Raw genomic sequence first — 25,768 nt, 5'->3', positions numbered from 1 at the left:
GCTGTCCTGCCCGCGAAACGGCGAACTGTCTCTGTCGCGATGCTGAACGCCGGGCTACGCTTGCTTGACAGCGGCCAGACACCACTCGGACACCACGCAAACCCATGCTAAAAATCCTCGGAAAAGCCTCGTCGATCAACGTTCGGAAAGTGCTTTGGACCTGCGCGGAACTCGGCTTGGCGTTCGAACGCGAAGACTGGGGCACAGGCTTTCAGCCAACTGAAACGCCCGAGTTCCTGCGCCTGAATCCAAACGGCATGGTTCCCGTCATCAAGGACGGCGATTTCGTCCTCTGGGAATCCAATTCGATCATCCGCTATCTGGTTTCCCGCTATGGCGGCGAGCATCTCTATCCGTCGGAGCCACAAGCGCGGGCACGCATCGATCAATGGATCGACTGGCAAGCGGCCGATCTGAACCGCTCATGGAGTTATGCTTTCCTCGCGCTGGTCAGACAATCGCCGTTGCATCAGGATCAGCAAGCGCTTGCCATGTCTTGCGCAAGCTGGTCGAAACACATGACAATCCTGGACCGGCAACTTCAATCGACCGGACAGTTTGTTGCCGGAGAGCACTTTACGCTAGCTGACATTCCGATCGGACTGTCGGTGAATCGTTGGTTCGGCACGCCGTTTGCACGCCCGGAACTCCCTGCCGTCTCCGCGTATTTCGAGCGGCTCGATGTACGCAGCGGCTATCGACAGTACGGCAGAAACGGTACCCCATGACCCAGCACGTGCGCATCCTGCTCATTCACGGCCTGCTTGGCCCACTCGACGGCTAAAGAGGTTTCTGTGCAGCGCCGTGATGTTGTGCGAACATCCGGAAACCTCACTGCGGCACCGGAGTTGGCAATGACTGACCAAGAAAGGCTGCATCCGCTACGTCCCTTCCTGAAGAATTACGTCTGGGAGCATGGCCGGATCGGCACGCGCTATCTCGACTGCGTCGACGGCGAAATCAAGTTCGACGACGGCAAGAAGTCACGTTTCGCCGCGGAAAAATACCTCTACGTGGCGCTTGGCAAAGACGCCGTCGACGATCCGAAGATCGAAGGCCCCGCCATTCAGGAGGCCGGTCTCGCCCGCTTCCTGCACGCCGCCCAGCTCGGCAAACCGGAAGAAGGGGGTTCGGCGGCCGAGGTGCAACGCGCCGTGCACGATTGCGTCGAGCTTGGTATTTTTAGCGCCTATCAGCTCGATGCCCGGCAAGCGATGGCACGCTATGCGCAGGAAGCGATGTTCGACGATGAAATCCGCGCCGCGGTTTTCGCCGATATTCGGCATGTGTATGTCGGCATGCGTGAACAACTCTCGCTTTATGACTTCACCGTGCTGCACGGCTTGCCCACGCCGCTGCTCTTTAGCGAAACACCGTTTATCGATTGGCGGGTGCGCGCCAGCCCCGCTCTGCCACTCGTATCGATTCCGCTTGGACCTTATTGCCTGCTGGTCGGCACGCCGTCCGGAAGAACGAGCCGCGTCGCGCCGGTGGTATGGAAAGCCGGCGTCTCAATGGGTCCATTGAAGGACCATAACCGGCATATGGTCGAGCGAGCGCGCTTATGGCTCGTTGCCACCAACGACGATCAGCTCATTGCCGTGCAAAGCCGCTTTAAAGCGGCCGATCCGGACGGCGCGAAGCCCGCTTGACGAGCGCGTACACGACGCGTTGGCAAACGCTCGTGTACCCGCCCTTACTGCGAATGCGGTTCGAGTGCTAGCGTGATCGAAAGATGTCCGGTCTCGATGCCCATCGTGTTGCGCATCGGCGGTCGGCGGAATGCGTCGAGCGGGGCGCGTTGCTGCGCGCTGCCGATGCCGAGTTGCACAAGCAGTTCCGCGGCAAGCGCGTACAGCACCATCAGGTTGCCGTCCTCGACCTTCAGCGCAATGCCGAGTGCCCCTTTGGCGCCGAGCCGCGCGGTCTGCCCGGACGCGCGCACACCGATCGCATAACTGCAACGGGTCGCCGAACTGGTACAGCAAGCGGCCTTCTTCATCGACCACGGCGACGTGGGCGGCATGCGTATTTTCGATCGCGTCGCCACGATAGACGGTGACCGCAATCGGCCTCGCTTCACGCGCTGTCATCGGCGCCCTCCTGATGTGATCACGGAAATCCGTGCGATTCTACTTGCGCTGATCGCCCGCGAGCATCTTTTGTCAGGGCGAGCTGTTGCGCGCAGATTCGCCGATCGTGGCGCACGGCGCCATCGATCACGCCGCGTCGTGAATATGCTCGGCCAGATAATCGATCAGCACGCGCACCTTCGGCGGCAAGAAGCGATTCGGCGGGTAAAGCAACCACACCGAGCCCACATAGGCGCGCGCCTCGAGATTCCAGTCGGTGAGCACTTGCACCAGTTCGGCTCGCTGCAGGGCGTCGGCGGCAGCGAACGCCGGCAGATTGGCGATGCCGAAATCCTGCTGCGCGGCCTCGAGCCGCGCGCCCGCATGATTGGCGATGTAGCGCCCTTTCACGTCGACGGTTTGCGTCTCCGTGCCGCGGCGAAAGCGCCAGCGATTATCGTCGGCGGTCTCGCCGAGGTAGATGCAATCGTGTTGCAGAAGATCGCGCGGCTGCGCCGGCGTGCCGCGCGCCTGCAAATAGGCAGGCGACGCACACAGCAGCCAGCGCACCGACCCCAGCCGGCGCCCCGCCAAACCTTGCGGCGGATGCTCGGTCAGGCGGATCACCAGATCGACATCGTCGGCGAGCGGATCGACGTCGTGATCGGTAAATAGCAACTGCAAATCGACTTCATCGTAGGCGCGCAGGAAGCCGGGAATCAGCGGGTGAATCACAGTCTTCGCGAACGCGGTAGGCGCGCTGACGCTCACCCGTCCTTGCGGTCTGCCGGCCAGTTGCCCGGCGGCATCGACCGCGCCCGACGCCGCGCTCACCATGTCGCGACAGAATCGCACCACCTGGGCACCCGATTCCGTGACCCGCACCTTGCGGGTAGAGCGTTCGAGCAGACGCGTGGCCAGCGCGTCTTCGAGACGCTTGATCTGACGGCTGACCGTGGACGGCGTGCTGCCGAGCTGACGCGCCGCCACCGAAAAATTGCCGGCATCGACGACGCGCGCGAACACCGCCATGTCGGGCAGCAAGGCGAAAAGGTCGGTCGGGGTCATCGTGGCGCGCTCGTAGGCAGTGGATCAACCGGTCAATTAATGCATTCTCGACATAAAGGCTATGCGCGATGACCCGATTATCGCCTTCCAAGCAAAGTTCGACAATATGCACTCATCTGTTCGAGGTCCGCCATGTCGAAACAAGAACGCTTGCTCCTGCTGTCCGATCTGATGCTGCTCGCGGTCGCCGTGGTTTGGGGAACCAGCTATGGGGTCGTCAAAAGCGCATTGGCGTTTTATCCGGTGCTGGGTTTGCTGGCGATGCGCTTCGGCATCACCTTCGTTATCCTGTCGCCCGCGTTGCGCCACTTGCGCGCAGCGGATGCCCGCACGCTGCGCGGCGCGCTGATCGCCGGCGCGCTGCTGCTCGGTATCTTTCTGTGCGAGACCTTCGGCATCCTGCTGACGCGCGCGGCGAACGCGGCGTTTCTGATCAGCCTGTGTGTGGTGCTGACGCCGCTCGTCGAATGGCTGCTGCTCAAGCGCAGGCCGAGCCGTATCGAATGGGTTGCCGTCACGCTTTCGCTGTTCGGCGCCTGGCTGCTGGCTGGCGACGGCGCGCTGACGTTCAATCCGGGCGATGCGCTGATTCTGCTCGCCGCACTGCTGCGAGCATTGAATGTGTGCGTGACCAAGCGGGTGATGCGCGATTCGGCATTGCCGCCTTTGTCGGTGACTGCCGTGCAGTCGGGCGTGGTCGCATTCGGCAGCGCGGCGGTAGCGTTGCTGTTTGTGCCGCAACAGTGGCAGCCGGTGCCGTCGCTGGCCGGACACGCGATGTTCTGGGGTTATGTCGGCTATCTGGTGCTCGCGTGCACGCTGTTCGCATTCTTCGTGCAGAACTTCGCGATCAAACGCAGCAGTCCGACGCGGGTGTCGCTGCTGATGGGCAGCGAACCGGCGTTCGGGGCGCTGTTCGCATGCCTTTGGTTAGGTGAACGGATTTCGACGACGGCTTGGATCGGCGGTGCGCTGATCGTCGCGGCGTCGATCCTCGCGACGGTGCGATGGACAGCATTGCGCGTGAGCGCAGCAGAAGCTTGAAAGAGCCCAGGCCAGCCACTGCACACCACCTGCATCACCGTGACGCGACGCTGCCCCGCTCGCTCACCACCTCGCCACGCTGCAAGACATACTCGATGCGCTCGCCCTGCCCGGTCAGCACGCCGATATCCTTGAGCGGATCGCCGTCGACCACCAGCACATCGGCAATCGCCCCTGCCTGGATGACGCCGAGCCTGCCGCTCAGATCGACGATATCCGCCGCGATCGTGGTGGCCGAGCGTAGCGCTTCCAGATTGCCGAGCACGTCGGCGCGAATGCGCAGTTCGTCGCTTTGAAACGTGTGCATTTCACCGAGCAGGTCCGAGCCGAATCCCATCGGCACACCCGCCTTCGCATAGATCTGCAACGAGTCGCGCCCTGCCTGCCGCACGGTTTCGACCTTGGCGATCGAATCGGCCGGCAAACCATAATCGGCGCCGTACTTGGCCAATGCATCGTAGGTGACGAGTGTGGGCACGACGAACGCGCCATGCTCATGCATCAGTTTCGCCGCGGCTTCATCGACGAGGTTGCCGTGCTCGATCGTGCGCACGCCGCAGCGAATCGCGCGGGAAATCGCCCGGCCGGTGTACGCATGCGCCATCACATAGGTATTGGCCGCTTCTGCTTCGGCAACGATCGCGCGGATTTCATCCTCGGCGTACTGCGTGTTGCCGATCGGATCGGTCGGCGACGCCACGCCGCCGGACGCCATGATCTTGATCTGCGTAGCGCCCTTCTGAATCTCTTCACGCACCGCGAGGCGCACCGCGTCGACGCCGTCGACAACCCGCGCGATCGCCCCGGCCCGAAAGCAGCACGAACACGGTTCGAGCATGTCGCCGCGCGGCCGGAAGTCGCCGTGCCCGCCGGTTTGCGACAACGCCTTGCCCGACGGAAAAATACGCGGCCCCGGAATCAGCCCGCTTTCCAGCGCTTGCGTCAAACCCCAATCCGCACCGCCCGCATCGCGCACACTCGTAAAGCCGCGGCCGAGCATCGCCTTCAGAATCGGCAGCGCGCGAATCGCGGTGAGGATGTTAGGCTGCGCCGCATTCAGGCCGAGGTTCGCACGCGAAGCCAGCACATGCACGTGACAATCGATCAGACCGGGCATCACCGTCTTGCCGCGCGCGTCGATGGTTCGCGCATTCGGCAGATCGACCGGGCGATCGGTAACCTCGACGATACGACCATCTTCGATCACCACATGATGATGCTCGAGCAGCCTGCCGTGCGACAGATCCAGTACGTTGCCGCCGCCGATTACTGTGATGCTCATTGATATCTTCCTGACTTGATAAGAAATCCCGCTAGTTTTCCGCCGGTTTTCCGCCGGTTTTCGTTAACCAGGCGTGCCGCTTCAGCCGCGGCCACCGCGCATATCGCGCACATAGAAAGTGCCGACGAGGCTAATAGCGGCGGCGATCATCACGTAGATCGCGGGCGCCATATTGCTGCCGGTCGACGCGATCAGCCACGTGATGAAGAACGGCGCGAAGCCGCCGAAAATCGTCACCGCGAAGTTGTATGCGACCGACAAACCCGTCGACAGCACCTTGGTCGGGAACAGTTCGGCGAACGCCGCGAGAATCGAGCCGGTGTAGGTGGCGATCAGCAAGCCGAACACGCCCTGAAACACCATCAGCGAAGCGAGGCCGGGTGCGCGGTTGATGTAAGCGAACATCGGCCATGCGAGCAGCAGGATCGACGCGGCAGCGCCGGACAGAAAGCGGCGGCGGCCAAAGCGGTCAGCGAGTCTGCCGACCACCGGCGAGAAACACATGATCATCAGACCGCCGAACATGCCGGCGCGAAAGCCCGTCGATTGCGGCAGATGCAGCGTGCGCACCGAATAGGTCGGCGTATAGAACAGCAGCACGTAGGTGCACACCGTCCACAGAATCACCATCGAAAAACTGGCGAAGGTTTCGCGCGGAAAGCGCCGAAACACTTCCGCCAGCGGCGAGTCGTTCCTGGCCTCTTCCGCGACCGCGCTGAACGCCGGCGTTTCATCCATGCGGCTGCGAATGAAATAGCCGACCGGGCCGATCAGAATGCCGATCAGGAACGGCATTCTCCAGCCCCACGAATGCAGCGCGTCGGCGCTCAGACTCGACGTCACGAACGTGCCGACCGCAGCGCCCAACAGCACCGAAAAACCGATGCTCGACTGAATCCAGCTCGAATAGAACGCACGCTTGTCCGCCGGCGCGTATTCAGTGAGAAACGCTGTCGCGCTACCCATTTCACCGCCCGCCGAAAAACCTTGCAGCAAACGCGCGATCACGATCAAAACCGGCGCCCACACGCCGATCTGCTCGTAGGTCGGCGCGAGGCCGATCAGCGCGGTGCCGCCAGCCATTAGCAGAATGGTCAGCGACAGCGCAGCCTTTCTTCCGACTTTATCGGCGTATACACCGAGTACGATGCCGCCCACCGGTCGCATGAAAAAACCCACGCCGAAGGTGGCGACGGCGAGCAGCAGCGAGGTCAGTTCATTGCCGGTCGGAAAGAACAGCTTGGCGATAATAACCGCGAAAAAACTATAGACGGTGAAGTCGAACCACTCAAGCCCATTGCCGAGCACAGTGGCGATAATGGCGCGGCGCCGTTGCCGCGCGAGCGTATCGACGGATATCGCGATGTTGGATGAAAGCGTTCCTTGCATGGTCTCTTTCCTCATCTGGCTGCGGGTGTGGCTGCTTACATGGCCGCTGGTCCGGCAAATCTGTCAGCAAGGCGACGCGTCGGAATCGAGCGTCGCGTGTCGCATGCACAATGCCGATCCTAGAAGAGACCTGATTTGTTTTCGAAACGAAAGATTCGCATGCATGCATGCGCGTAGCGCATGCGAAAGGCATTCAGGCGACGGAGGCTTTGCCCGTCTGCGTGCTTATCTGCGTGCTTATCTGCGTGCTTATCTGCGTGCTTATCTGCGCGTTCATCTGTGCTTCGGCCTGCTCGAAGAGCCAGCGTGTAAACAGACGCGCCGCCTGATTCTGCGCGCGGTCGTTAGGCGATACGACGTAGTAGCCGCCGCCGTGGCTCGCTGAAGCGCGCGTGGCGCGCACCAGCAACCCCTCGTTCAGACACGCGTCGATCATGTGGCGCCAACCGAGCGCCACGCCCTGGCCGAGAATCGCCATTTGCACGAGTTGCGGATAGTGATTGACGACGACCGACTGCGGCGAAGTCGGCATTTTTACGTCATTGAGCCGGAACCATTCTGACCACGACATCCATTGCCGCTGACCGTCCTCCTGCATCAGCAGCGTCTCGCGCGCGAGGTCGGCGGGTTCCAGCACGCGGCCTGCCAGATAGTCCGGCGAACAAACCGGGTACACCTCCTCGTCGAAAATACGGCGAGCGGTGAAATGCGGCTCGGCGCGCTGGCGGATGTAGTACAGACCCACATCGAATTCCGCCGGCGACAGTGACGCGAGTCCGTCGCGCACGATCATCCTGATCTTGACGTTCGGATGAGCGGCGCGAAAGGCACCGAGCCGCGGCGTGAGCCACAACACCGCGACGCCTGACGAACAGGCGATCGTCAATTCCAGATCGCCGTATCGCTTCATCACGTCGAGCGTGGCTTCCGAGCAATTGGCGAGCAGCCACTGCACATGCTTCGCGTAGCCTTCGCCGGCGATCGTCAGACGTAAAGCGCGGTGCTCGCGCACGAACAGCGACCGGCCGAGGAAGTCTTCGAGCTGGGCGATCTGGCGGCTGACTGCGCTTTGCGTCAGATGCAGTTCCGCGGCTGCTTTAGTGAAGCTGGCATGCCGCACGGCCGATTCGAATGCGATCAGGCATTGGAGCGGAGGTAAAGGGGCGATGCGCATGATGGTGTCAGCCGAGTGACGTTGACACCATCATAGCGGGTCGACGCCCGCGTCAAATCATGCCTGCGATGCTTCCCGCAATTGCGCGAGCTCCGCCTCGAGTGCTTCGATGCGCCGATCGCGTTCGTTCAGTGTGCCTACGGTGTTGGCCTTTCCTTGCTTTCCGTTGGCCTTTCCCTGCTTTCCGTTGGCCTTTCCCTGCTTTCCGTTGGCCTTTCCCTGCTTTCCGTTGGCCTTTCCCTGCTTTCCGTTGGCCTTTCCCTGCTTTCCGTTGGCCTTTCCTTGTTTTCTTTTTGGTTTATTAGCGTTCCCCCTGTGCGGGGGGGCACCTACTTTTCTTTGCCGGCCGCAAAGAAAAGTAGGCAAAAGAAAGCGGCTCAAACCGCTAGATCTTAAGCGGGTCCCCTGGCTTGGAGGAGGCAGTGGAGCATCTGGAATCGGTGTTCTCGCACACTCCGCGCTGGTGACAAGGCCGTCATTCTTCCGGCGGCGCTGCGCGCGCCGCAGCGGTACTTCTCAAAACCAATTGGGCGTACGCGCCTCCCGCATCATTCTTCCCGCCTCGCACTGCGTGCTCGCCGGGACGGTCTGCAAGGGAAACCAGGGGCTTCGTTTTGGTTTGATGGGGGCCATCGGCTTCGCCTCGGCGAAGTGCACGAATGTGCGAGTGCGGACCATCACGCGTAGCGAAGAGCCGGTACGACAGTGAGGATTGGCAATGCAACGGCGCGCTACCGCGCCGGACAAAACGCGAGTGCCGCGCCGAGGCATGGGGGACGCAAGGGTGAGCCAACGCGCCGCGCAAAACGTTGACGCGAAATTGGCAGGCGGTTTGATGAAGTACCGCCACGGCGCGCGTAGCGCCGCCGGAAGCATGACTGCCTTGTCACTAGCGCGGAGTGCGCGAGGGCACGGATTCCAGATGCTCCACTGCCTCCTCCAAGCCAGGGGACCCGCTTAAAAACTAGCGGTTTGAGCCGCTTTCTTTTGCCTACTTTTCTTTGCGGCAGGCAAAGAAAAGTAGGTGCCCCCCCCGCACAGGGGGAACGCTAATAAACCAATATCAAATCAAGGAAAGGCCAACGCCGCAGGCACACAGATATAAAGCGCCGCGCAGGCACTAGCGCTCACCTGCCATCGGGTCGCCACCCAACCTCCCGAAGGGCCGACAACAATCTCCCAGACCCAATAGCCATCGCAGCGCCCCCTCGCGCGCGCATATCAGTCGCCGCCAGCAGGGCGTTAACAATAGCCTCCTCAACAGCCTCCGCAGCAGCAGCAAAAATTGAAGAGATATGATCGTTATTAACCATCGCCACAGTAGCAGTAGCCAACCCAGTCCGCCCATAATCAGCCGCCGGCAGGCCAGAATTCCCAGTGGAAAAAGCCACAAAAATATCCCCACTAGAATCCTCAGTCCCCCCGCCCATCCGGGCAACACCAACACCCGCACGTTGCGCCAATCGCGTGCACTGATGCGGCAACAAAGGCGCATCCGTCGCCAGTGTCACCGCAATCGACCCCATGCCCGCTTCCCCAGTACGCCGGCCCTCGCTTTCCCTAAACGGTGAATGCACATCCCCCAACACCTCACCCACCGGGTATCCCGCAACCCGCAATGCATCGCGTCGCCCATAGTTCGCCTGCACAAGCGCCCCAACGGTCCAGCCGCCTTCAGACGGCTTCAATACACGTGATGCCGTGCCGATGCCGCCTTTGAACTCGTGGCATATCATCCCCGTGCCGCCGCCGACACATCCCTCCCTGACCTCCCCCGAGCGCGCTTCGGCTTGCGCGCGTAGAACGTGGTCGGCCGTGACATGCTGGCCCCAGATGTCGTTCAGCAGTCCATCGTAGGTTTCAAGCACGACCGGCATGCACCAATAGACTTCGCCTTGGGCTCGATCACGCTCGGCGGCGACCAGCGCGTCGCGCACCACGCCCACGCTGTGCGTGTTCGTGTAGGCGATCGGCGTAGTCAGTAAGCCCGCCTCGCGTATCCATTCGAGACCGGTTGCGTCGCCGTTGCCGTTCAGAATGTGGCAGCCCGCAAAGCAAGGCTCCATGCGCGCGCTGCCGGCGCGCGGTTCGATGATGGTCACGCCGGTGTGAATCGATGCATCGCCCGCTTCGACGTTCAACGTGTGATGGCCGACACGCACACCGGCCACGTCGGTAATCGCGTTGAAACGCCCTGGCGTGCCACGCCCGATACGGATGCCGAGTTCCCTTGTTCGCATTGCCTGTTTCCTTTGATTCAAAGTTCGCGAAACTTCACGCTATGACGCGCCCACGCCGCATACATCGCAAGCGCCAACACCAACAATCCGCCGATGATGTACAGGTCCGTTGGCTTGGCCGCGCTCTGCATCGTCGTATACAACGTGTAACTCGCGCCGATGATCGCTACCAGCGGCGGCAGCGGCCACAACGGCATCCGGTAATGATGTTCGACGTCGCGCCGCACGATCCGGCTGGCGAGCGCCGCCAGCGCAATCACAATGTAAATAACCAGCAGCAGATCGACCGTGAAAGCGGTCAGTTCGTCGAGGCTGGACACGAATAGCAGCAGCGTCGACGGAATCGCGAGCGTCAACGTCGCCAGCCACGGCGAATCGAAACGCGGATGAATGCGCGTGAACGCATGATTGCAGCTGCGCACCCACAGCGCGTGGCGGCCGCTGCTGTAGAGCAGACGTCCCACCTGAATCACGATCGCGATGATCGCGTTGAACACCGACAGGAAAATCCCCGCGCTCACCACGCGCATGACAACCGGGTTGCTCAGTTCACGGACCACGTAACCGATCGGATCAGCGCTCTTCGACATATCGACCAGCGAAGGCGCGCCGAGCACGATTGCCGTCAACGGAATCAGTTCGACCAGCAAGATCACCACCAGCGAATAGATCACCGCTTTCGCAATGCCATGGTTGCCGCCTTCCAGGTCCTCCGCGAGAAACACCGCGGCGCCGAAGCCGTTGTAGCAGAAGATCGCCGTGCCGATGGCCGGGATGATGGCGGCCGCGGTCGCCGAAATCAGTGTGCCCTTGCTCGCGACTTCGGGATGCACGAGCGCGCTTAAGGCCCGATGCGGCTCGGAAAATCCCAGGTAGGCAATGAGCAGCAGCACCAGCACTTCGACTGTCAGGAAGGCACCGGTAATCCACGCGTTGGTCTTGATGTTGAGAATACCCAGCACGTAACTGAGCACGACAATCGCAAGCGCCACCGACTGATTGCTGAAGCTCGTCCCGAGCGCGTTGTTCAGGTACGGCGCCGCGCCGCTCGCCAGCACGGCAGGAATGAACACGCTGACGGCCAGCACCGCGATGAAGGTCAGATAGCCCGGCAGCGCGCCGAATACGCGTTTGGCCATGACATACTCGCCGCCGGCGCTACGGTGCGCCGCGCTCAATTCCGCATAGCACAGCGCGAAAGCCAGCGCGAGCACGCCGCCTAGCAGAAACGACAGCACCGCCCCGCTGCCCGCCTGCTGGATCGCAAACGGCGCGATCACGAAGATGGAGCTCGCGGGCGTCACCCCCGATACGGTAATCATCACCACGTCCCGCACGCTGAGCGACTGCTTCAGCTCGCCGGACGTTCCCAACCCTGCGGAGACGGCCTGCGCCGCAACCGACGTTTCCGTGATCGTCATGCTTCTCTCCTTTGCGAAGGCTTTTTTGAGCGCCCATACTTCAGCACTGTCCGGCGGAGTGTAGGAAGCCAATTTACGCACCGCTATTACCGCTTGGGGTTACGCCAATTAGGTGGAGACGCATGGATCGACTGTTCACGGAAGTAGCGATGCATCAGGCGCTGGCGCGCGTGATCGACCATTTGGGCGGGCCTCGCTTCTGGCGCAATCTGATTCTTCTGCTTAACGAAATCATGCCGTTCGACAACGCGCTCGCCGCGCTGGTCGGCGCGGATGGGATGCCTCGCGTGCTCGAGGAATACGATACCGGCGGCACGGATGCGCCGTCGCCGGTGCCGCTGTATCTGAATGGTTTGTATCTCCTCGATCCGTTTTTGCAAGCCGTGCACGATGGGTTAGCTGACGGGCTCTATCGGCTCGAAGAGGTCGCGCCCGATCTGTTCCGGCAAAGCGAATATTTCCTGAGCTACTTTCGCGATGCCGTGGGCGACGATGAGCTGCAGTTGATCGTCAATATTGCGCCTGCGGGTGGCGTGGTGTCGTTGTCGCTGGGTGCGAAAACGCGCTTCGAGGTCGAGACGCTCGGGCGGCTGACGATATGCACTCCCTGGCTAATTGCGGCGATCCGGCAACATTCGGCACGCCTCGCCACCGAGCCGGGCAAGCGCGCCGATAGTGGCGATCTGTCGGGACGCGTCGAGCGTGCGTTGGCGGGGTTTGGGGCGGCGTTGCTGTCGGATCGGGAAATGGCGATTGCGCGATTGGTGCTGCGTGGTAATTCTTCGAAGGCTATTGCCGAACGGCTGGCGATATCGCCCGAGACGGTGAAAGTGCACCGGCGCAATCTGTATAACAAACTCAGTATTTCAACGCAGCCGGAACTGTTTTCACTGTTTATTCAGGCGTTGGGGCATGAGGCTGGGTAGTTGCTCCAGTCCGCTGCGACCGCATTGGACCCACGCTTTGGTAAGCAGACCTTCGACTGTGTCAAAGGGTTATCCGCTTAAAGGCAATCGTCGGCCTTTATAGCGGTCACTTGCACCTTGCCGGTAACCGTCTCGGCGAGTGACCGATTCGTCGCATCACATCCGCAAAAACTGTTGGCGAGCGGAAGGTAGTCCAGGCTTCATTGCCCGGTAAGGCTGCGCACATCTCCACTGGTGCAGCGCTGGCGGTCAGCGTCGCTACGTGTGGCTACCGGCAGATAAACCCCTGATTCATGGTTCGCAGCTTTCACGCTGAATGTCACCGCAACTCTCACAACGGTAGGGGGCATCGCCGACCGAAGCCACAGTCCCAGGGAACTGATCGTTGATAGCCCAACGCCCGGTTCTCGGGGACACATCAGAGCAGGCGAGCGATTATGACCTACACTAGAAAGGCGTCTTTCGCGTGCTCGGGTGCGGCTTTGACGCAATGCAACGTCGCTGGCAGCCGATTGAAGCGGGCGAATGGCCATGGCACGGGCAACACACCGTCATCTGCTGCCCGAATTCATCTGGAACTGATGTTCAAGAAGGGGGGCATCATGTTGCAAGCCAGTGAAATCCAGAAGCGCTTTACTCATCTGCAGCAAACCGTCAGCGAGGCATCACGGACCTGCCATGCCGACGCGGCGATTCCAAAGGACTTGATGAACTGGGTGGATGAGCTCGATAAGGAATGCAAATCGGCAAAGAAGGTCATGTCGTCCAAGGATGAGGATCGAATCCGGCAGTGCGTCGACGATCTCGAACGGATCGGTAATCGTGCGGAGCGCGCTTGCCAACAGGCCGGCGGTCTCGATGCCAGGATCATGGATGCAGTCAGTTCGATGCATTCGGAACTTTCTGACCTGAAGCGACAACTGCACTGACCTACCTGACGGCCCCGGTCCAACCCGCCGGGGCTATTTACACTTCGGCGCCATCAAGACGCGCAGCAACGCATCCGCTTGAGGCGCGGCCGTTTGCTTCCGCGTGACTGCCGTGCTCGATTGCGGAGCAATTTTTTGCACGGAGGTATGTCATGGCTACGTACGTTATCCTCAGCCGTCTCGCTCCTGACGCGTTCAAGGATCCCAGCGACCTGAAGCAACTCGCCTCCACAGTGGCCGGGAAGATCAAGGCCGAATGCCCTGCCGTCATCTGGAAGAACAGCTATCTGACACTCGGGCGCTTCGACGTCGTGGACGTCGTTGAGTCGAACGATCTGAAACAGCTCGAGCGGGCGGCGTTGATCATCCGCGGCTACGGACACGCCGCCACCGAGACCCTCCAGGCGACGCCGTGGGACGAGTTCATCGCGGCACTCTAACGGAGATTGATGGATCGGGCTCGAGGCGATGAAATTCACCGGGTTGATACTGCGTCTCGCCGTTGCGTGTCTGACCGTGTTCGCAGGAGTCGCCATCTTGCAGGATCGTTTTATCTACTTCCCTGAGAAGGCCGCAATCGAGGACCTCGCGTCCGGCGGACTTCGCGCCTGGCCGACACCTGAGGCGTTTCGGGGCCTCGTGGCCGAGCCGGCCGGAAAGGCGTGCGGCACGGCCATCGTCTTTCACGGCAATGCAGGGCACGCCGGACACCGTTCGTTCTACGCCGCGGCGCTCACCCGGCTTAGGCTACGCGTGATCCTCGCCGAATATCCTGGCTACGGGCCACGCGACGGCGCGCCGGGCGAAGAGATTCTGGTGGCCGATGCCCAACAGACCATCGCGCTTGCGCATCGCCTCTACGGCACGCCGCTGCTGCTCGTCGGTGAATCGCTCGGGGCCGGCGTGGTGGCCTCGGCCGGCTCGCGCGAACGCGACAAGACCGCCGGCTTGCTGCTCATCACGCCATGGGATCGGCTCGAGCACGTCGCCGCTTACCACTATCCGTGGCTTCCCGTGAAGTGGCTGCTGCGCGACCAATACGACAGCGTGACACACCTGGCGTCGTTCGACCGCCCTGTTCTCGTCGTGGTTGCGCAAAGCGACAGCATCGTCCCCGCGCGCTTCGGCGAGGCGCTCTACAACGCGCTGGCCGATCCGAAACAACTGATGGTCGTGAAGGCGGCCGAACATAACGACTGGATTGGGCACGTCGACGATACCTGGTGGCAAGACGCGATCGGCTTCCTGCTCGCGCCTTGCCATTGAAATATGAAATCCCGCTCTGTCCCGCCCAAGTGGGAGCGATTCTACGTCCTCGATGAGAAGAACAGGCCTGTCGAGGTGTTCAACCGCAGCGAGTGGTCGCGCTGGATGTCTGAGAACGAACTGATCTTCCGCCGCACGTTGCTGGAAGAATCCGGCGTGACGGTCACGACCCGCTTCTGCGGTGTGTCCGAAACGAGTACCGGGGAGGCGCTGTTGTTCCTGACGCGCATCGCCGGAATGCAGGCGCGAGACAACAAGAGCTATGGAGCAGGTACGCTCGATGAGGCGCTGGAGCAGCATGAGCGCATCGTACAGAAAATCCTCCGGATGCTGACCGGGCGGTGATCGCCGCAGCGCGACGATTCTCCGTGACCGTAGCCACACCTCGCGGGAGCAACATTGCCTGCCTGCGCTTCCACCCGAACGCGGGGCCGCCGTTTAAGCTGGCTTTCAATGCGACGGAAATGTGTTGCCGCCGGCTAAACAGATTTCGTTTCGAGGTGTTGCGATGTTAGCGACCAATGATGCCGAACCGTACGTGGCCGTTCTAGCGAGGACGATGTGGGTCGCGTGATCGGCCTTGTGCGAAGCTTTCCATAAGGCCGAGAATCCGCCGGCTCTTCATTGGAAGCGAGTGCCATTTCTCAGGTTCAGACTCTTCAGCGACACTGCTGGATGATAGGACGGGCGCCCCGTAACCGAAGGCGTAGCACCGTCAAAGCCGAGTGGCCCCAGTTCGAGGCCTTCGACCAATGCTTCTATTATCCTGACTGGGTTATCGTCGTCGATGAAGTCATCGAGGCATTCTGGAAGCAGAGTGACCTGCTTGCGGTCTTCGCCTTCTATGAATCGCTTCATCCGGCCGCCTCAGCTGAATGCGTTGATTCAACGTAGGCGATCAGGGCGTTTTCACACAGCCTCCGGCCATACCGGCCGTTCAAGTCTTTCGAGGAGTGGCCAGTCGGTAATGTCCCTTCGAGGCGGAAAATCAAATCGACTGTTCACACTATCCGAACCGGCACTTCGTGGATAGCGTTGTTGCCGTAGCCCAGCCGGTTCCATTCGGCGCGCTCGGGCTGAGTGCGGCCGGCAAGATCGGTGGCCCGGGCGCGCAAGGTGACGACGCCCGGCGCATGGGCCCGGGTGATCAGCTCCCACCACTGCCAGCTGTGACGCTTGCGCTCGCTGACGAGATGCGCCCCCTGCCAGCCACCGCCGCCCACGCTTATCTCCACGCGCGCAATCTGAGCGGCGCCGGACCAGGCCACGCCGCGGATGGCCAGCTCACCGCACCGGACCTCCTGCTCAGGCGCCGGCTCGGTGATCAAGGCCCGCACCCGCTGCAGCGTGACCGGTTCGCGGACGGCCGCGCCGTCGCGTTCCCATTCATACCAATACTTGGCGGCCTGGTAATGCCCGGCGAACGGCCGGTCGATGAGCTCGATTTCAGTCAGCCATTTGACCGACGCCACGGCATACCAGCCCGGGACGACGAGGCGCACGGGGTAGCCGTGCTGAATGGGCAGCGGTTCGCCGTTCATCGCATAGGCCAGTAGCATGTCAGGATCGCGGGCATGACCGAGCTGGAGACTGCGCTCGAAGCGCAACGGTCCTGAGTGGCCCTCTACGGTTCCGCCGTCCGCCCCCCGGAACAACACCTCCGTCGCGCCCGTCCGCACGCCAGCCCGGTCCAGCACTTCCGTCAGCGACACGCCGGTCCACTCTGCGGTGCTGACAGCCCCCAGGTCCCATTTCTCGCCCTCGATGGGCGGATCGAACTTCATGCGGCCGTTTCCGGCGCACTCGAGGGTGACGATGAGTGTCTGCGACGGCATGTTGCGGAGGTCGCGCAAGCTGAGGCTCAGCGGTCGTTCTACGAGGCCGCCAACGGCGAGCCGGAAGGCGGTCGGGTCGAGGTTGGGGATCTGGAAGTGATTGCGGACATAGAAGTGCGCGTTCGGCATGACCACGCCGCCGATCAGCGCAGGAATCGAAGTCTCGCAGTTGAGCGGATGCGCGCGATGGACCACCAGGCCGGCTTCAATAGCCTTCTGGCAGGCCTCTTCGGGATCCAGCGCCGGCACGAGTTCGCTCACGGGCAGCGCTGCGCCGCAGCCGCCGCTGGCGACTACGCGTGCGCATGTCGAGGCGGGGTAGATGTCCAGGCTGCCGACCATCTGGAACGGCTTCATGAACTCGCGCAGGTGGCCCTCGTCCTCAGCTTCCACGATGAGGTACAAGGTGTGCTCACCCTGCACGACGGCCTCGCCCCGGATCTCCACCCCGTGCCGCCTGACGTTTGGGCGGCTCAGGTGATTCAATAGCATGGCCCCCATATAGGGATCTTGAGCGGGGCAGCGCTCGGCAGCGTGCTGATGCCGCACAACGAACAGTGCCATGGTCGCTTCCCGGGACGTCGGTTCGATCAGCTTACTGCGGGTCGGTGGTCAAAGTCGAGCTCGGAAAAGATCGAACGCAGACGGTCCGGTTTATGGAACGGCACGGCAGAGCCTCCAGCCGCGCCCCCGGAAATCGATCGCGCCAGTGGCTGGTGAAGCTGCTCCGTCAGCCCGCCGCTTTCGGCGCCGTCCGCGCCGCGTTGCGGCGGCTGCTTCCTGGAGCTGGCCGAGCGGTCGCGCTCGGCCAAATTGCAGCCATCAAGGCGTGGAGTAATGGGCAATAAATGCGCCGCAGCACAGTGACGCGCAGCATGCCCGGTAGAGGCGAATCTGCTCATGACGCGAGAGACTATACTTCACTGCAGATGGTCAATCCACAGCCTGCAGCCAGTCGTTCAGGAAAACAGATCGCAGCCCAAAGCCGTCGGGTCTCGCGATCGTCCTATTCGCGAATTTTTTTGCAGTTGTGTCGGGGATTCCTCAGCGTTCAGAGGAGCATGGTATGAATTCTCAGGCTAAGCCGAATTGGCGCGATCACGGCGTCAAGATCATTCCGGGTTCCCGCCTCGATATGAATACGCCCCAAACGCCTGGCATGACGAGAGCAGCTGCAATCACTCACGCCCGGGTGGGCGCCAGCAAACTTTGGGCCGGTACGGTCACCATCGACGCCGACGCCAAAACGGGCGCCCACCATCATGGTGAACTGGAAAGCGTCATCTACGTTGAGCGCGGCAGGGCACGTATGCGATGGGGTGAACATCTCGAGTTCGCCGCAGAGGCAGGGCCTGGCGATTTCATTTATGTGCCCCCGTTCGTACCCCATCAAGAGATCAATGCGAGCAAGACCGAGGTGCTCAGTTGCGTTGTGGTCCGTAGCGGTCAAGAGCCGATAGTCGTTAACCTGGATATCGAGCCCGCCGAGCCGCCGGAAGATGTCTATTGGGTCGATCCGATTCATCCGCATCCGTAAGTGCGGCTACCGGTTTCCGCCGTCAGTTCCGGAGTGGCCTTTCGGGACCCTCCGAAGGTGACGATCAAATGACCGTCGGTCAAGCGATCAGCGCTGTGCATAAGCAGAGCCTGGGCGCTGTAAGCAGCTCCCCAAAGCTGTGGCTAACCACGTAAGCCATTCATTCAACGTCGGGGATGAGCTGCAGACAGTTGCAACCCGGCCATTCGCGGATTGAACCGGCGAAGACGCGGCTCACCGTTGCGGTATCCGATGGGAGACCACACGAACAGCGAAATCTCTCTCAGATGTCAGGCCCACTCCCAGCCTCAAAGGCGCCGTGCTGCGCCTCTTCGGCGAAATCGAAATCGCGGGGAGGCGGCTCAGTGTCGCGAGCACGCGGCGCGATTCAGCGCGGTCGAGATCTACGCTGATCGAACTTGCCAGAAGCCGCATCGCCGCTGAAACAACCACGTGCCCCAGTACGATCTGCGCATCATTGCAACGTGCGCATAGGGATCGAAAGCGACGCTCCGAAAACTGAAGCGCACGCTGATGTAGATGGCGTCAAGGAGGGTGGCCGGTCGCTATTGCTGAAACGTGAATAGCGGGTATGGCCGAGGATCACGATCGGCGCGTGAAGGTCCGTTGCGTTGGCAGATTGTGTTGAAAAAGTCGCCCGTGGTTCGGAATGTTCGGTATCCTGGAAGACATCGATCGACGGGAGTGATTCGTCATGATGGGTCAACTGGGCCGCGGACAGGACAAACTCTTCTACTCGTTTAACCTCGATAATCACGTCCCTCGCGAACACCTGTTGAGAGGCATCGATCACTTCCTTGATCTGCGCGATCTACGCCAGCATCTCGCGCCGTTCTACAGTCCGATGGGGCGGCCATCGATTGATCCGGAGCTCATGATCCGCATGTTGATCGTCGGCTACTGTTTCGGCATCCGGTCCGAGCGCAGGCTATGCGAAGAGGTACATCTGAACCTGGCGTATCGATGGTTCTGTCGCCTGGGCCTGGAGGACGCCGTACCCGAACACTCGACATTCTCCAAGAACCGCCACGGTCGCTTCCGCGATAGCGATGTACTACGCCATGTGTTCGAGTCGGTGCTGGGTCGGTGCATGTCCGAAGGGCTCGTAAAGGGTGAAGGATTCGCGATTGACGCAAGCATCATCAGAGCCGACGTGAGCTCTGCACGCGGTGTTCCGGGTTCCGGGCCCATCGACTGGGGTTGCGTCAAGGGACAAAGCCGTGCAGTGCGCGAGTATCTGGAAGCATTGGAAGAAGCGAATCCAGCGGGCACCGAAGCGGCGGAGATGGCAGAGACATTGCCCCCTCCAAAGAGGATATCTCTGACGGATCCCGCCGCGAGCTGGACAGCGGCCAAGGGTGGCTTGCCGTTCTTCGCCTACTCGACCAATTATCTGATTGACCTGCAGGCAGGGATCATCGTTGACGTCGAGGCGACGCCCGCGAACCGTTCGCACGAAGTGGAATCAACCAGGACGATGATTGACCGCGTTGAGCGGCGGCATGATCTCAAACCTCGACGTCTTGCAGGCGACACCGCGTATGGCTCGGCAGCGATGCTTGCCTGGATGATCGAAGAGAAGGAGATTGCACCACATGTTCCGGTCTGGGATAAAACGACGCGCAAGGACAATACATTGTCCAGCAGCGAGTTCCTATGGGATGAACTGGCCAATGAATATCGCTGTCCCACCGGGCACGCACTACGCAGTGATCGGCGCAAATTCACGAATCCGCGCTCGCGCGTCACGAAGGCTGACACGATCATCTATCGGGCAAGTCAGCTCGACTGCGAGAGCTGTTCGATGAAGGATCGCTGCTGTCCGAATACACCATTCCGCAAGATCGCCCGCAGCATCCATGAAGCTGCGCGTGACGAAACGAGGCGTATTGCGAAGACGCCTGAATACAAGCGATCTTGCCGTGAGCGAAAGAAGGTGGAAATGCTCTTTGCCCATCTCAAACGCATCCTGAAACTGGACCGTTTGCGACTGCGAGGTCCAAGCGGTGCTCATGATGAGTTCCTGATGGCAGCGACTGCGCAAAACCTGCGAAGAATGGCCAAGCGGTTCATGTCAGGAAGCAAGCAGATGAACCAGGCAGTTGCATGACGAGAAATGAGGATCGTTGCCTCGCCCAAGTTCACCGCTTCGCCGATCGTCACAACTCGATAACGTCGTGCCAACTCCAGCGCCCTGATCCAAAACAAGACTTTTTCAACACAATCTTGGCAAAAAGCCGACGTTCGAATGTCCGGGCGAGAGCGCGGGCCAAAGGCCGTAGTTGGCCGCACTGAGGCGCACGGCGATCGTCCCTGGCAGGTAGAGTCGAGATGTGGCGCGGTAGCGGTAGGCTCGGTTTGTCGGTTGAAGGAACAGAAACTTCACGACACGCTCGTCTTCCGTCGTCGCGCGAGAAGGTACTCAGCGGCATGACGCTCACCGCGCCGGGTCAAGGCAAAGAGCGATACGCCGGGACGCTTTGCAACGGCGCACGGTTTCCGTTCCAGCTTCCGCGATTGGGCCAGCGAACATGGCTACCCACAAGTGATGATTGGATTGTGTAGGTAGACGCGGGAAGAGGCAAGAACGGCAACATCCCCAAATCCCTAGCATTCAAGTGGTACATTGAATGTAGCGAGAGTGCTAAAGAATCAACGAGAAGGTTTCCTGGCGGAGAGACGGGGATTCGAACCCCGGATAGGTTATTAACCTATACACGCTTTCCAGGCGTGCGACTTAAACCGCTCATCCATCTCTCCGGCGGGGAGCCGAATTATAGCAAACTTCGGGCCCTGCGCCACACCCATGCGCAAACCGGTCTACGGATGCCGGATATAGTCCACCAGCGCCCGCGTATAAGCATCGGGTTTCCGGTCGATCAAACTCACGCCGATCGCCACCAGAAACCCCGCCGGCACGCCGAACACGCCTGAGCTGATCGGTTCGATCCCGAACCACCGCGCGCCCGCGAAGCCTGTCATCTGCGTAAAGAACGGATACGTCGACACGATGTAGTAAATGCACACCACCAGCCCCGCCACCATCCCCGCTACGGCACCCAGACGCGTGGTGCGCTTCCAGAACACGCCCAGCACCAGCACCGGAAACAGGCTCGACGCCGCCAGCGAGAACGCGGCACCCACCAGAAACAGAATATTCCCCGTATTCAGCGACGCCACATACGACGCGAACAGCGCCACCCCCAGCAGCAGAATCTTCGAGATCGTCACGCGCCGCTGGCTCGATGCCGACGGATCGATCATGTGATAGTAGACGTCGTGCGATAACGCGTTGGCGATCGTCAGCAGCAGACCATCCGCGGTCGAAAGCGCCGCCGCCAGCGCGCCCGCCGCGATCAGCCCGGACATCACATACGGCAGCCCCGCGATCTCGGGCGCGGCCAGCACCACCATGTCCGGCTGCATCTGGATCTCGCTCCAGCGCACGATGCCGTCGCCGTTCGTATCGGCAAGACTGATCAGACTCGGCTCGACCTTGCCCCATTGCGTCAGCCATTGCGGCAAATCGGCAAAGTGATGACCTACTACGCTGGTCAGCATCTCGTACTTGATCAGCACGGCGAGCACCGGCACCGTCAGATAAAACAGCGCGACGAAGAACAGCGTCCAGCCGACCGAGCGTCGCGCGGAGGCCACCGAGGTCGTTGTGTTGTAGCGCGTCAGGATGTGCGGCAGGCTCGCCGTGCCGAGCGACAGACACAACAGCAGCGACAGGAAATTGCGCTCATGGGTGCGCCGATCCTCATCGCTCGCGGTTGGAAACGGTTCGTGCATCGGCACCGGTGCGGCGGCACGCATCAGCATCTCGTCACGTCGCTGGGTCCAGACGATCTGCGCGGCAGCGGCATCGCGTGGAAACTGTTCGAGCGCCCGCTCGCGCTCCTTGATCTCGCGCAGCGGGCCGTTGTGGCGCCGCAAGTCCGCTACTTCCTGCGTGAGCCGCTGCTTCTCGTCGACGAACGATTGCGGCAGCGCGTCGAGGCGCGTCTGCATCAGCGCGGCACGCCGCCGATAGTCGTCGCGTACGGTCTGCTCGAGAGGCGCGTCACGCACCTGCTTCTCCAATACTTCAACGCGCGCCATCAAGCGGCCGTAATTGAACTGCGGTACCCAGCCGAGGCCGTCCTTATGCGCGATCATCGATACCGGAATCAGAATCGCCGCGATCAGGATGATGTATTGCGCGACCTGGGTCCACGTCACGGCACGCATGCCCCCCAGAAACGAGCACACCAGAATGCCCGCCAGTCCGCAGAAAATGCCGACGGCGAAGTCGACGCCGATAAAACGCGTCGCAATCAACCCGACGCCCTGAATCTGCGCGACCAGATAGACGAACGAGCACAGGATCGCCGCTAACGCCGCAAGTCCACGCACGGCGTTGCTCGAAAACCGCGTGCCGAGAAAGTCGGGAATCGTGTAGCGCGCGAGCTTGCGCACGTACGGCGCGAGCAGAAACGCGACAAGGCAATAGCCGCCGGTCCAGCCCATCACGTACGCAAGGCCGTCGTAGCCGGTCGCGAAGATCGAACCGGCCAAGCCGATGAACGACGCAGCGGACAGCCAGTCGGCGGCGGTCGCCATGCCGTTGAAGGCGGACGGCACGCGCCGCCCCGCTACGTAGTATTCGACCAGATCGGACGTGCGTGATAGCAACCCGATCACCGCATACACCGCGATCGGCACGAACAGGAACACATAGCCGATCCAGACGCCGGGGCCGGTAGTGCGCTCGATGCGCCACATCACATAGACGAACAACAGGAAGCCGAGCGTGTAGAACGCGTAAGAGCGGATCAGCCGATGCGTGAGCTTCATCGGTTCAGTTTCCGCGCACGGTCGAGTCGGCGCTAGCGTCGGTATCGAATGCGCGTTGCAGCCGGCGGTCGGCGCGCTGCATCAGCACGATATAGACGACGATCAACGCGACGTACACGAGAATCGCCCCTTGTGCGCCGAAGTAGAACGGCAATCTGAAGCCGCCGATGCGCACCTGCGCCAATGCCGGCGCCACCAGCGGCACGCCGAACGACACGACGAAGCCCAAGGTCATCAACGTAGCGATCAGCACGAGGTTGAAGCGCCAGTACTTCTGATGCGCGCGCGCCATCGCTGCCGAGACCGTAGGCGGTTCAGGCGCGGGATTGAGCGTAGCGTGAGAGGAGTGATGCGGCGCGGCCATGCGCCTATGTATCAAAAAGCCACCGGGCAGGCAATCGGGATTGTCCGCGCGGTGGCTTCGAGACTCAGAGCGACTCGCCGAGTTGATCGAGAATCGCCGGGTTCTCCAGCGTCGACACATCCTGCGTGATGGCCTCGCCCTTCGCGAGAGAGCGCAACAGGCGGCGCATGATCTTGCCCGAACGCGTCTTCGGCAGGTTCTCGCCGAAGCGGATGTCCTTCGGCTTGGCGATCGGACCGATCTCCTTGCCGACCCACGCGCGCAATTCGTTGGCGAGCTTCACCGCTTCCTCGCCTTCCGGCCGCGCGCGCTTGAGCACCACGAATGCGCACACGGCTTCGCCGGTCGTATCGTCAGGACGTCCGACCACGGCTGCCTCGGCGACAAGCGGGTTCGACACCAGCGCCGACTCGATCTCCATTGTGCCGAGGCGGTGCCCCGACACGTTGAGCACGTCGTCGATGCGGCCCATGATCGTGAAGTAACCGGTTTCCTTGTCGCGCACCGCGCCGTCGCCGGCGAGATACAGCTTGCCGCCGAGTTCTTCGGGGAAGTAGCTCTTCTGGTAGCGGTCCGGATCGCCCCAGATCGTGCGGATCATCGCCGGCCACGGCCGCTTGATCACCAGAATCCCGCCCTGCCCGTTCGGCACGTCCTGCCCGGTTTCATCGACGACCGCTGCCATGATGCCCGGCAGCGGCAGCGTGCACGAACCCGGCACCAGCGGTGTGGCGCCCGGCAACGGCGTGATCATGTGGCCGCCCGTTTCGGTTTGCCACCACGTATCGACGATCGGACAACGGCCGCCGCCGACATTCTCGTGATACCACACCCACGCCTCCGGATTGATCGGCTCGCCGACCGTACCGATGATGCGCAGCGACGACAGGTCATAGCTCTTCGGATGCACTTTCGCGTCCGCTTCAGCGGCCTTGATCAGCGAACGGATCGCCGTCGGCGCCGTATAGAACAGCGAGACCTTGTGCTTCGCGATCATGTCCCAGAAGCGGCCGGCGTTCGGATAGGTCGGCACGCCTTCGAACACGACCTGGGTGCCGCCGAGCGCCAACGGTCCGTACGCGATATAGCTATGGCCGGTGATCCAGCCGATGTCGGCGGTACACCAGAACACATCCGTGGGTTTCCAGTCGAAGGTCCACTTCATGGTCTGCGCGGCCCACAGCAGCAAGCCGCCGGTGCTGTGCTGCACGCCCTTCGGCTTGCCGGTCGAACCGGACGTATAGAGGATGAAGAGCGGATGCTCGGCGCCGACCCATTCGGGCGCGCATTGATCCGATTCGGCCTGCGTGAGTTCGTGCATCCACAGGTCGCGGCCTTCGTGCCATGCAATTTTGCCGCCGGTGCGCTGATAGACGATCACGCTCCTCACCGCTTCGCAGCCGCCCATGGCAATGGCTTCGTCGGCGATGTTCTTCAGCGGCAGCGCTTTGCCACCGCGCATCTGTTCGTCGGACGTGACGAGCGCGACCGCGCCCACATCCACCAGCCGCTCGTTCAGCGACTTCGACGAGAAGCCGCCGAACACCACCGAATGCGTTGCGCCGATTCGCGCGCAGGCCTGCATCGCGACGACGGCTTCGACCGACATCGGCATATAGATTACGACGCGGTCACCCTTCTTCACGCCACGCTTCTTCAGTGCGTTCGCAAAGCGCGACACGCGTTGCAGCAGATCTTTGTAGGTGATGTTGGTGACGGTGCCGTCGTCGGCTTCGAAGATCACCGCGACGCGCCCGCCGTTGCCCGCTTCGACGTGACGGTCGATGCTGTTATACGAAGCGTTCAGCTGACCGTCTTCGAACCACGTGTAGAACGGCGCATTCGATTCGTCGAGCACCTTCGTGAAGGGCTTATGCCAGCTTAGCGTCTCGCGGGCGAGGCGCCCCCAGAAACCTTCGTAATCGCGTTCCGCTTCGGCGGCAAGCGCCCGGTACGCGTCCATGCCGGAGATCGTCGCACCGGCCGCTGTTTCAGCGGAGGGCGGGAAAACGCGGCGTTCCTGAAGAACCGATTCAATCGCAGACATCGACAACCCCTTGGTGAAGATGAAACGTAAAACCTGTGCCGGCGCGCCTGTGACGCGCCATGTCATGGTGACGCCGCGAAGCGCGGCGCCTTGTCTCCAACCCTCGTGCCCCGGCCGCATAGGTCGAAGCGCAGCAAGCCGTCCGTTTGAACATACAACCTATATGTGCAACCCATGCGGCAGTGCAGCATGGATGCGCGTTCAGCGAAATGCCTGCTCTCGCAGCAAAGATAAGCTTTGCAACTTACCGGCCACTTACGTGAACGCACATGAGCGTACAAAGCGCACGGAGCGCACATGTGCGGCCGGACAGT

22 protein-coding genes, 1 tRNA gene and 2 pseudogenes are annotated in these 25,768 nt (G+C 61.6%); 10 read left to right on the top strand and 15 right to left on the bottom strand.

Annotation, left to right across the window (positions count from 1 at the left end; genetic code table 11):
• Nucleotides 1-104: 104 nt before the first annotated feature.
• Both AC3WOG_RS06415 and AC3WOG_RS06410 read left to right on the top strand, forming a co-directional pair.
• Nucleotides 105-728 carry a glutathione S-transferase family protein gene (locus AC3WOG_RS06415; RefSeq protein ID WP_492577196.1) on the top strand — a complete coding sequence of 208 codons (624 nt, stop codon included), beginning with the start codon at nucleotides 105-107 and terminating at the stop codon, nucleotides 726-728.
• Between the two features lie 126 nt (nucleotides 729-854).
• On the top strand, nucleotides 855-1,652 hold the full coding sequence (locus AC3WOG_RS06410; RefSeq protein ID WP_492577195.1) for a hypothetical protein: 798 nt from the start codon (nucleotides 855-857) through the stop codon (nucleotides 1,650-1,652).
• A gap of 44 nt (nucleotides 1,653-1,696) precedes the next feature.
• Here the strand turns inward: AC3WOG_RS06410 and AC3WOG_RS06405 are convergent, their stop codons facing one another.
• The 3 genes and pseudogenes from AC3WOG_RS06405 to AC3WOG_RS06395 form a co-directional block, all read right to left on the bottom strand.
• A complete protein-coding gene (locus AC3WOG_RS06405) occupies nucleotides 1,697-2,002 on the bottom strand; it encodes an asparaginase (protein WP_492579732.1) in 306 nt (101 codons plus the stop codon).
• Nucleotides 2,003-2,006: 4 nt separating this feature from the next.
• A pseudogene (locus AC3WOG_RS06400) lies at nucleotides 2,007-2,093 on the bottom strand (hypothetical protein); the annotation flags it as partial.
• Between the two features lie 126 nt (nucleotides 2,094-2,219).
• Nucleotides 2,220-3,140 carry a LysR family transcriptional regulator gene (locus tag AC3WOG_RS06395; protein ID WP_492577194.1) on the bottom strand — a complete coding sequence of 307 codons (921 nt, stop codon included), beginning with the start codon at nucleotides 3,138-3,140 and terminating at the stop codon, nucleotides 2,220-2,222.
• Nucleotides 3,141-3,272: 132 nt separating this feature from the next.
• Between AC3WOG_RS06395 and AC3WOG_RS06390 the strand changes: the two genes are divergently transcribed.
• Nucleotides 3,273-4,184, top strand: coding sequence for a DMT family transporter (locus tag AC3WOG_RS06390; protein ID WP_492577193.1), 912 nt, complete (start codon nucleotides 3,273-3,275; stop codon nucleotides 4,182-4,184).
• A 34-nt stretch (nucleotides 4,185-4,218) separates the two neighbouring features.
• On the opposite strand, the gene AC3WOG_RS06385 is transcribed toward AC3WOG_RS06390, so the two are convergent.
• The 6 genes from AC3WOG_RS06385 to AC3WOG_RS06360 all read right to left on the bottom strand — a co-directional run bounded on the left by AC3WOG_RS06385 (nucleotide 4,219) and on the right by AC3WOG_RS06360 (nucleotide 11,690).
• Nucleotides 4,219-5,466 (bottom strand): metal-dependent hydrolase family protein, encoded by a 1,248-nt coding sequence (locus AC3WOG_RS06385; protein ID WP_492577192.1) that lies wholly within the window; start codon nucleotides 5,464-5,466, stop codon nucleotides 4,219-4,221.
• Nucleotides 5,467-5,547: 81 nt separating this feature from the next.
• Entirely contained in the window at nucleotides 5,548-6,855 is a 1,308-nt protein-coding gene (locus AC3WOG_RS06380) for an MFS transporter (protein WP_492577191.1), read from the bottom strand.
• Between the two features lie 193 nt (nucleotides 6,856-7,048).
• Entirely contained in the window at nucleotides 7,049-8,029 is a 981-nt protein-coding gene (locus AC3WOG_RS06375; RefSeq protein WP_492577190.1) for a LysR substrate-binding domain-containing protein, read from the bottom strand.
• A gap of 57 nt (nucleotides 8,030-8,086) precedes the next feature.
• The gene (locus tag AC3WOG_RS06370) at nucleotides 8,087-8,410 is read right to left on the bottom strand and encodes a hypothetical protein (protein ID WP_492577189.1); all 324 of its coding nucleotides are present in this window, start codon (nucleotides 8,408-8,410) and stop codon (nucleotides 8,087-8,089) included.
• A gap of 746 nt (nucleotides 8,411-9,156) precedes the next feature.
• On the bottom strand, nucleotides 9,157-10,269 hold the full coding sequence (locus tag AC3WOG_RS06365; RefSeq protein WP_492577188.1) for a DmpA family aminopeptidase: 1,113 nt from the start codon (nucleotides 10,267-10,269) through the stop codon (nucleotides 9,157-9,159).
• Between the two features lie 17 nt (nucleotides 10,270-10,286).
• Complete coding sequence (locus tag AC3WOG_RS06360) at nucleotides 10,287-11,690, bottom strand: APC family permease (RefSeq protein ID WP_492577187.1); 1,404 nt, start codon at nucleotides 11,688-11,690, stop codon at nucleotides 10,287-10,289.
• A gap of 122 nt (nucleotides 11,691-11,812) precedes the next feature.
• Here AC3WOG_RS06360 and AC3WOG_RS06355 point away from each other — a divergent pair, with 122 nt between their 5' ends.
• The 5 genes from AC3WOG_RS06355 to AC3WOG_RS06335 all read left to right on the top strand — a co-directional run bounded on the left by AC3WOG_RS06355 (nucleotide 11,813) and on the right by AC3WOG_RS06335 (nucleotide 15,156).
• Entirely contained in the window at nucleotides 11,813-12,616 is an 804-nt protein-coding gene (locus tag AC3WOG_RS06355) for a helix-turn-helix transcriptional regulator (RefSeq protein WP_492577186.1), read from the top strand.
• Nucleotides 12,617-13,218: 602 nt separating this feature from the next.
• Nucleotides 13,219-13,545 (top strand): hypothetical protein, encoded by a 327-nt coding sequence (locus AC3WOG_RS06350; RefSeq protein WP_492579731.1) that lies wholly within the window; start codon nucleotides 13,219-13,221, stop codon nucleotides 13,543-13,545.
• A gap of 152 nt (nucleotides 13,546-13,697) precedes the next feature.
• A complete protein-coding gene (locus AC3WOG_RS06345; RefSeq protein WP_492577185.1) occupies nucleotides 13,698-13,985 on the top strand; it encodes a GYD domain-containing protein in 288 nt (95 codons plus the stop codon).
• A 28-nt stretch (nucleotides 13,986-14,013) separates the two neighbouring features.
• Nucleotides 14,014-14,811, top strand: coding sequence for an alpha/beta hydrolase (locus tag AC3WOG_RS06340; RefSeq protein WP_492577184.1), 798 nt, complete (start codon nucleotides 14,014-14,016; stop codon nucleotides 14,809-14,811).
• A 3-nt stretch (nucleotides 14,812-14,814) separates the two neighbouring features.
• The gene (locus tag AC3WOG_RS06335; RefSeq protein ID WP_492577183.1) at nucleotides 14,815-15,156 is read left to right on the top strand and encodes a hypothetical protein; all 342 of its coding nucleotides are present in this window, start codon (nucleotides 14,815-14,817) and stop codon (nucleotides 15,154-15,156) included.
• Nucleotides 15,157-15,468: 312 nt separating this feature from the next.
• Here AC3WOG_RS06335 and AC3WOG_RS06330 read toward each other — a convergent pair.
• A pseudogene (locus AC3WOG_RS06330) lies at nucleotides 15,469-15,669 on the bottom strand (IS5/IS1182 family transposase); the annotation flags it as partial.
• A gap of 143 nt (nucleotides 15,670-15,812) precedes the next feature.
• Entirely contained in the window at nucleotides 15,813-17,210 is a 1,398-nt protein-coding gene (locus AC3WOG_RS06325; protein WP_492577182.1) for a molybdopterin-dependent oxidoreductase, read from the bottom strand.
• 502 nt (nucleotides 17,211-17,712) lie between these two features.
• On the opposite strand from AC3WOG_RS06325, the gene AC3WOG_RS06320 reads away from it, so the two are divergent.
• The gene (locus AC3WOG_RS06320) at nucleotides 17,713-18,183 is read left to right on the top strand and encodes a cupin domain-containing protein (protein ID WP_492577181.1); all 471 of its coding nucleotides are present in this window, start codon (nucleotides 17,713-17,715) and stop codon (nucleotides 18,181-18,183) included.
• 715 nt (nucleotides 18,184-18,898) lie between these two features.
• Nucleotides 18,899-20,314, top strand: a complete 1,416-nt coding sequence (locus AC3WOG_RS06315; protein WP_492576091.1) for an IS1182 family transposase — start codon at nucleotides 18,899-18,901, stop codon at nucleotides 20,312-20,314.
• Between the two features lie 559 nt (nucleotides 20,315-20,873).
• Here AC3WOG_RS06315 and AC3WOG_RS06310 read toward each other — a convergent pair.
• The 4 genes from AC3WOG_RS06310 to acs all read right to left on the bottom strand — a co-directional run bounded on the left by AC3WOG_RS06310 (nucleotide 20,874) and on the right by acs (nucleotide 25,454).
• Nucleotides 20,874-20,964: transfer RNA gene (locus AC3WOG_RS06310), tRNA-Ser, on the bottom strand.
• 60 nt (nucleotides 20,965-21,024) lie between these two features.
• A complete protein-coding gene (locus AC3WOG_RS06305; protein WP_492577180.1) occupies nucleotides 21,025-23,043 on the bottom strand; it encodes a sodium:solute symporter family protein in 2,019 nt (672 codons plus the stop codon).
• Nucleotides 23,044-23,047: 4 nt separating this feature from the next.
• The gene (locus AC3WOG_RS06300) at nucleotides 23,048-23,407 is read right to left on the bottom strand and encodes a DUF4212 domain-containing protein (protein ID WP_492577179.1); all 360 of its coding nucleotides are present in this window, start codon (nucleotides 23,405-23,407) and stop codon (nucleotides 23,048-23,050) included.
• Between the two features lie 64 nt (nucleotides 23,408-23,471).
• Entirely contained in the window at nucleotides 23,472-25,454 is a 1,983-nt protein-coding gene (gene acs / locus AC3WOG_RS06295) for an acetate--CoA ligase (protein ID WP_492577178.1), read from the bottom strand.
• Nucleotides 25,455-25,768 lie beyond the last annotated feature (314 nt).

The organism is Paraburkholderia sp. FW306-02-B (assembly GCF_058782725.1).
Note: the sequence above shows the minus strand (reverse complement) of the source record. Positions and strands in the feature narration are given on the sequence as shown.

Coding starts and splice junctions, on each gene's coding strand:
- AC3WOG_RS06335 (WP_492577183.1), top strand. CDS start 14,815: ATGAAATCCCGCTCTGTCCCGCCCAAGTGGGAGCGATTCTACGTCCTC.
- AC3WOG_RS06380 (WP_492577191.1), bottom strand. CDS start 6,855: ATGCAAGGAACGCTTTCATCCAACATCGCGATATCCGTCGATACGCTC.
- AC3WOG_RS06360 (WP_492577187.1), bottom strand. CDS start 11,690: ATGACGATCACGGAAACGTCGGTTGCGGCGCAGGCCGTCTCCGCAGGG.
- AC3WOG_RS06405 (WP_492579732.1), bottom strand. CDS start 2,002: ATGAAGAAGGCCGCTTGCTGTACCAGTTCGGCGACCCGTTGCAGTTAT.
- AC3WOG_RS06325 (WP_492577182.1), bottom strand. CDS start 17,210: ATGGCACTGTTCGTTGTGCGGCATCAGCACGCTGCCGAGCGCTGCCCC.
- AC3WOG_RS06355 (WP_492577186.1), top strand. CDS start 11,813: ATGGATCGACTGTTCACGGAAGTAGCGATGCATCAGGCGCTGGCGCGC.
- AC3WOG_RS06365 (WP_492577188.1), bottom strand. CDS start 10,269: ATGCGAACAAGGGAACTCGGCATCCGTATCGGGCGTGGCACGCCAGGG.
- AC3WOG_RS06375 (WP_492577190.1), bottom strand. CDS start 8,029: ATGCGCATCGCCCCTTTACCTCCGCTCCAATGCCTGATCGCATTCGAA.
- AC3WOG_RS06350 (WP_492579731.1), top strand. CDS start 13,219: ATGTTGCAAGCCAGTGAAATCCAGAAGCGCTTTACTCATCTGCAGCAA.
- AC3WOG_RS06320 (WP_492577181.1), top strand. CDS start 17,713: ATGAATTCTCAGGCTAAGCCGAATTGGCGCGATCACGGCGTCAAGATC.
- AC3WOG_RS06345 (WP_492577185.1), top strand. CDS start 13,698: ATGGCTACGTACGTTATCCTCAGCCGTCTCGCTCCTGACGCGTTCAAG.
- acs (WP_492577178.1), bottom strand. CDS start 25,454: ATGTCTGCGATTGAATCGGTTCTTCAGGAACGCCGCGTTTTCCCGCCC.
- AC3WOG_RS06390 (WP_492577193.1), top strand. CDS start 3,273: ATGTCGAAACAAGAACGCTTGCTCCTGCTGTCCGATCTGATGCTGCTC.
- AC3WOG_RS06340 (WP_492577184.1), top strand. CDS start 14,014: ATGAAATTCACCGGGTTGATACTGCGTCTCGCCGTTGCGTGTCTGACC.
- AC3WOG_RS06305 (WP_492577180.1), bottom strand. CDS start 23,043: ATGAAGCTCACGCATCGGCTGATCCGCTCTTACGCGTTCTACACGCTC.
- AC3WOG_RS06410 (WP_492577195.1), top strand. CDS start 855: ATGACTGACCAAGAAAGGCTGCATCCGCTACGTCCCTTCCTGAAGAAT.
- AC3WOG_RS06415 (WP_492577196.1), top strand. CDS start 105: ATGCTAAAAATCCTCGGAAAAGCCTCGTCGATCAACGTTCGGAAAGTG.
- AC3WOG_RS06385 (WP_492577192.1), bottom strand. CDS start 5,466: ATGAGCATCACAGTAATCGGCGGCGGCAACGTACTGGATCTGTCGCAC.
- AC3WOG_RS06300 (WP_492577179.1), bottom strand. CDS start 23,407: ATGGCCGCGCCGCATCACTCCTCTCACGCTACGCTCAATCCCGCGCCT.
- AC3WOG_RS06315 (WP_492576091.1), top strand. CDS start 18,899: ATGATGGGTCAACTGGGCCGCGGACAGGACAAACTCTTCTACTCGTTT.
- AC3WOG_RS06395 (WP_492577194.1), bottom strand. CDS start 3,140: ATGACCCCGACCGACCTTTTCGCCTTGCTGCCCGACATGGCGGTGTTC.